Source organism: Bacillota bacterium (assembly GCA_018818595.1).
Taxonomy (GTDB): Bacteria; Bacillota_I; Bacilli_A; order Izemoplasmatales; family Hujiaoplasmataceae; genus JAHIRM01.
In genome coordinates this window covers 1-2,881 of sequence record JAHIRM010000059.1, presented here as the reverse complement: position 1 = coordinate 2,881, position 2,881 = coordinate 1, and the positions used below count along the sequence as shown (strand labels likewise).

Below are 2,881 nucleotides of genomic sequence, written 5' to 3'. Positions count from 1 at the left end.
TGAAGAATTAAACAAGATTGAAGCGACTGCCCCAAGTTCAGTTAAGGAATGGCGAAAAGAACTGAAGCTAAATCGCCTTGCGATAGAAGATAGGCAAGCATATTACAAACGCCTTGCCGGAGAAATAGAGGCCAATGAAGCGGCAGGCAGGATGAAGCTGACCCCCAAGCAGAGGCGTGAACAGCAGCCCTACAAGGACGGTATCCCCAAGGAAGAAGTGATAGTCCGGTTTGGTACGGGCGTGTCAGAGTCCCGTGCGGCGGTATCCGAAGCCGTGGAGAAGAAACCGTCCGCCACAGATGAATTTTCTAAAAAGTATATGGCATGGAAACCAAAGCAGGTTGATTGGTCTAAGGAAGGGCTCAGAAATCTTGCAGCTAAAGCCTATACAAAATTTGTTATGAGGGAATACCCTGTTGCCCGGTTAGCCAAAAAAGCAGGGCAAAAACAAGCCGAATTGATAGAGCGTCAAATCAGAAGAATTAGAGGCAAGGGTGGAATAGTTGAAGATGCTGTTGCAGGGAAAGGACCAAGCAGAGTCAATGAAGATGGAACAATTACATACAAAAGCTCTAAATCCCTGAAGACAATTCTTTCACCCCTGAAAACCAAGACAGAATATAGAGATTATGAAATTTGGCGAACCGCCAAACGAGATGTAGCACTATACGAACTCAGGGATGAGGACCAATACAAGGATATTGACGTTGAGCTTTCCAGAAAGGTTATTGAGGAGATTTCCTCAAAGTACGGGAAAGATTTTAAGGGGTTTCAAGCGGTTGATAAGGCCCATAGAGATTTTGAAACAAAAACCATCCTTGAACCGTTAGTTGATATTGGTTGGTTGTCCCAGAAGAAGTTTGATGCCATTCTAAACTCTCCTGAAGCTGAGTTTTATTCTTCTTTTTCTAGGCAACTTGAAGATGTTGAAACAGAAATTACAGGAGGAACCGGAAAGACCCCATTTCTTTATCGGGTGAAAGGCACAAAAAAGCAACTCAGGGTAATCCCTTCCGTCGAGTCCACTATAAGCAATGCCCAAAGGGTTGTCACGCTTGTTGAACAACAGCGATTAAATCAGGCGGTTGTGAAATTAAGGGAAGTATCAGAGGATTTAGAAAAGTCTATCACGCCCATGCCGAAACGTAAACAGGGCGTTACCATCACTGTTGCTGAAAAAGGCAAGAAAACATACTACAAGGTGCCCGCAGACGTTCAGAAGGTGCTGGAACGATCCACCTCGAATGAAGTCAGCACGGTTATAAAATTGCTGAGCATTCCGGCCCGGACTCTTAGGGCAGGGGCAACTCTTTCCGCTGAGTTCATAGCAAGAAACCCTGTTAGGGATCAGTTTACGGCGATGGTCTATGCTAAATATGGCTATATGCCTTTTGTTGATTTTGCCAAAGGCATGTTTCATGTTCTCAAGCGAACTGATTTATTCCACGAATACAAGGCGGCAGGGGCAGAACAATCCTACTTTCTATCCCTTGACAGGCAAACCACCAATATGACTGCAATGGATGTAGTTGGGTATAAAAAGAAAGGAAAGGAACGATTCAGGACGTTAAACCCCATTGAAGCCCTTCGTATATTTTCCGATTGGATGGAAAGAGGGACAAGGATGGGGGTTTATCAAAGGGCAAAGCAGGCCGGGGCTAGTTCTGTTGAAGCAGCGACGGAATCAAGGGAATCAACCCTTGACTTTGGTAGAATAGGGGAGGAACGGGCACTTAACCAAATTATTGCTTTCTGGAATGCCAATGTTCAGGGAACAGATAAGCTTATCAGAGCATTTAAGAAAGCTCCAGGTAGGAGTGCCTTGCGGGTCGTCGCCGGGATAACCCTCCCCTCAATTATTCTTTGGGCATTAAACCATGATGACGACAGGTATAAGGAACTCCCTGAATGGCAAAAGAATTTTTTCTGGATTATTTTAACAACCAAAGATGGTCCGATAATCCGAATCCCAAAACCGTTTGAACTTGGCATTATCTTTGGTTCCCTTCCTGAACGAATCCTAGACTATCTATTTGAAAAAGATGTGGATGAAGTGAAATCCATTGTAAGAGCTGTCAAGGATGGTGCGATGCCTGGATTAATTCCGACCGCTGCCCTTCCCGTCATTGAACACATAACAAATTATAGTTTCTTCAGGGAAAGGCCACTTGAAAATCTTGGCACACAAAGACTCCCTGAAGCCATGAGATACACACCTTACACTTCGGAAACCGCAAAGGCTGTTGGGAAGGCCATTGATATCTCGCCTATCAAATTTGAAAATTGGGTACGGGGTTGGACAGGAACTTTGGGGTCAACCGGGATGCACTATATGGATTTTCTTTTTGGTGATGAAACCCCTGAAGTTGCTAAGCATTGGTATGAAACCGCACCCGCAGTGAAGGGTTTTATTGCAAGAGAACCGATTGGTGGTGCATCTAAATATGTAACCCAATTTTATGAGATGTTGCAGGAAATAACAGAAGCGCAACTTGGGTATAAAGCTTTACAGAAGGTTGATCGCACTGAAGCAGACAAATTTAGAAAGAATAACTTGAAGAAAATACGGGCCTATAAACGTGCTGGAAATGTTTCGAGGGGGCTTTCAAACTTACGAAAACGACGAGATAGAATTATGAATAATAAACAAATGTCGTCTGAAGAAAAACGAAGCAGGGTGGATTCGATAAACACACGAATTTCCATGATTTCTAAGCGCTTTGTGCAAGTATATAAAAAATAACCCATACTGGAGGACACACCATGAAGAAACTCATACCAATTTTTACCATCTTAACCGTATTCGCCTTTGTCGGCGGGGCGTGGGGGGCAGGGGTAGGGCAAATGCCTATAAAGGTATACAAGTTATATATGGACCCTT

Annotated in this window: 1 protein-coding gene; it reads left to right on the top strand. The window is 43.9% G+C overall.

Annotated features, from left to right (window positions below):
* Positions 1 to 2,743: hypothetical protein (locus KJ971_08735; GenBank protein MBU1145917.1), on the top strand; the 2,743-nt coding region annotated here is incomplete at its 5' end.
* Positions 2,744 to 2,881 lie beyond the last annotated feature (138 nt).